The 3,055-nt window shown below is 70.8% G+C and carries 2 protein-coding genes; both read right to left on the bottom strand.

Going from position 1 to position 3,055, the window contains the following annotated elements:
• A partial coding sequence (locus ACWGJ2_RS40125; protein WP_453351361.1) for a type I-E CRISPR-associated protein Cas7/Cse4/CasC occupies positions 1-914 on the bottom strand: 914 nt, incomplete at its 3' end.
• Positions 911-3,055 (bottom strand): type I-E CRISPR-associated protein Cse1/CasA (locus tag ACWGJ2_RS40120; RefSeq protein ID WP_453351360.1); only part of this gene is annotated, 2,145 nt, incomplete at its 5' end. The genes ACWGJ2_RS40120 and ACWGJ2_RS40125, both read right to left, overlap by 4 nt.

The following is a 3,055-nucleotide window of genomic DNA, read 5'->3' as shown; positions in this document are numbered from 1 at the left end:
GTCATCTGCGGGCCGGCGCCGCTGCGGGCGAGGTTGGGTCGCAGCTCGCGCCGGTCGAGCGCCGCGAAACGGTAGAGGGTTCCAGAGGCCAGGTACTGCTGGCCGATGTGGGCGGAGCCGAAGACGCCGTGGTCCTGCCAGTCGTCGTGGACGGTGAAGTCGTCGATGACCGGGTTCATGGGATCGACGCTGAGAGCGTGCGCGATCTGCACGCTGGAGGGAATCGTGCCGTCGGGCAGTTCGGTCAGCATCCGGCCGAACAGGGCGATCGAGTCGATCAAGGAGGGGTCGAAAGCGCGGCGGGCGGCGGCGATGACCTCCTCGGGAACTGAGGCCGCCGGGTTGACGGCCTTCTCGCCCTTGGACTTCCGGGGAATCTTGCCCCGTAGAGCCTGAGCGATGACCTCTTCCATCGCCGCGCGCTGTTCGGTCAGTTCCTCCCAGTGGGCGAGGATGACGTCGGCCAGGCGGTCGGGGGCGTCGGCCGGGACGAGGGACACCGTCCGGGTCCGGTCGGGGTTGGTCTGGGAGATGGCCACACCGGCGGCGGCCACGATGAGGGCGGCGGCGGGAACCGCGTCCGCGGCATCGATGCCCATCTCCTCCAGGCGGCGCGCGGTCTGCTGGGGCAGAAGCCGGCTGCGGACGGCGGTGGGCCGGCTCTTCTCGGCGTGTTCGATGACCCAGATCCGGGCGGCCCGTGCGAGGGACTGGGAGGAGACCCGCATGCGCTCGACGCCGCCCCAGAGCCCCTGTTTGGGCATGTGGAACATGTCCTGATTGAGGTTGACCGCATGCAGCGGGGTCAGGCTGTGCACGGCGACGAACGGTCCGGGCGCGCTCGTGGTGTCGATGATCTGGGCGCGGGCGGCCTCCGGGTCGGGGGCCAGGTCGGTGGCGGTCGTGGCGTTCATGAGGTGGTGTCCTTGGCAATGCGGGCAGGGGCGGGCGAGAGGTGCGGGGAGGAGACCGGCACGCTGGTGTAGAAGAGCTCGGCCCACCGGGGCCGTGCTTGGTCCCAGTGCGTGAGGTCCGTGAAGAGGCTGAACCAGTTCGGGGTCAGGTTCTGGTCGGCCATCTGGCGTAGTAGCGGCGAGAGACGGGCCCGCAGCGGCGTGATGTGACGGGTGTTCAGCACCAGCCGCAGCGCGACGTGCGTTGCCGGATGGGAAGGACCGTATTTGCCGTTGAAGCCCAGCCGGCGAGCCAGTCGCGGCAGAGGGGCGGGCCCGTAGAGCGGGGTGCGAGGGTTGAACTGGCGGTGTGTGGCGAACAGGCCCGCCGTGAGCAGAGCGGCCTCGTGCATGTCCGCGGGCAGGTCGAAGGTGACGCGGTCGATGGCCGGGTTGCTGATGTCCGGCAGGGCCGTCCAGCGCGTCAACTGGCTCATGACTTCCCGCTGATGCGGGCTCGCGGCCCAGCCGAACAGGCGCGTGACCAGGACGCGGCACGGATCGTCGGCATCCGCCTCCCCCGCATCCCAGTCCGCCCCGGAAGGCGGGCCGTCCCCGGTCGCGAACAGACCATCGTCGTCCGGTTCCTCCAGTTCCTCCGGCCACGAGAAGAGGGCGCCGGGTGCGTCCTCCTCGGGGGTCTGGGGAGAGGTCTCTGCCACACCGGGCTCCTTCTGCTCGTCCCGAGGCTGCTCTTGTGGCCGGGAGCGTAGGGACCATGCCGCGAGGGCGGCCGTCTTGTCGCCGTACCAGGCGAGGTTCTGGCCAGGGCCGGGACGGGCCAGAGAGAAGAGGGTCGCCTCCTGGCCGGGGATGTCGGAGTTCAAAAACGGCTCCTGGTGGACGAGGTGGCTCCCGAGGCCGGGCGCCAGCAGGGTGTCTCGGGCCGTGCGCGGCGAGGCAGCCTCCTTGGCGCGTACGCGGAACCGGAAGACGGAGCGGGCCGCCTGTGCGGTCCGCTCGTCGGTCAGTAAGGAGGCGGGCAGCGTGAGTTCACGCTGAAAGCAGATCTTCGTGTGACTCTCGACTCCGAGGCCGACGACCGTGACGTCGGGCGCGCGGCCGGTCTGCGCGGCGGCGCGCCGTACGGTGGCGGCCCAGCTTTCCTCCGGTGCCTTCCACCAGTGCATGAGTGGCGCGATCAGATCGTCTTCGCCCCTGACAGCCTGCGCGGGCACGGGTTTCCCGCTCTCCGTGGTGACCAGGTCGCGGCACCCCGGCCGAAGGTGGGCGGCCCCGGAATCCTTCATCCGGCGCCAGCCCTGCGCGAACAGCACCTCGCGCACCAGCCCGTCGGCATCGGGCAGCAGCAGCACACGCCGCTCGTGCCAGGTCAGGGCGCCCAGTTCACCGTCCGGGGTGCACTCGGCACCTGCGCTCCCGCGCAGCCGGTACGTCCAGCTGGCCGACCCCAGGCCCTTCGGGACGGGGAGCAGGCGCCAGGCAAGCAGCTCGGCGACCGTGCCGGAGGGCCACCACACCATGCTTCCCGTTGCGGCAGCGGGACGTCCGAAACTGCCTCGGGCGCCGTAGACGGTGTCCGGAATGGGTATCTTCCCGCCGGTCGCCCACATCTGCTGGACCAGCAGTAACTGGAAAGCCCGGGCGGCTGGCACCGCGGCTGGCACATGGGCATGACGGTCATCCGACAGCAAGGACCGGCTCGTTGCTGCGGCGTGATCCAGGGTCAGCACCGGCAGCCGCGTCCCGTGCACCTCGCGGATCTCATGCAGGGCCGCGTCCTGGAACAGTGGCTGGTCGGGATGGAACAGGTCGAGGTCGCGGGCGTGGGCGCGGACCCAGGCGGCTGCCGGGTCGAGGACGACGCCGCCGGTCACCTGTTCGAGGTATTGCTCGTGCGTGCTCGGCGCCAGGCCGGCCGCGTAGCACAACGCGGTCAGCAGCCGTGCCGTCGCCGCTCTCAACAACGGGTCCGGGCTGGCCAGGCGGATGCGGCGGGCCTGCTCCAGGACCGCTCCGGCCGACAGGCTCCGAAACCGACCGTGGTCGTCGACCACGTCGACCCACGGCTCGTCGGCCGCACTCCACATCGTCGTGCGCCCGCTCACCTGCAGCCCCTCCCCGCCCGCACAGGAACCGAC

Source organism: Streptomyces sp. NPDC054796 (genome assembly GCF_053611545.1).
Note: the sequence above shows the minus strand (reverse complement) of the source record. Positions and strands in the feature narration are given on the sequence as shown.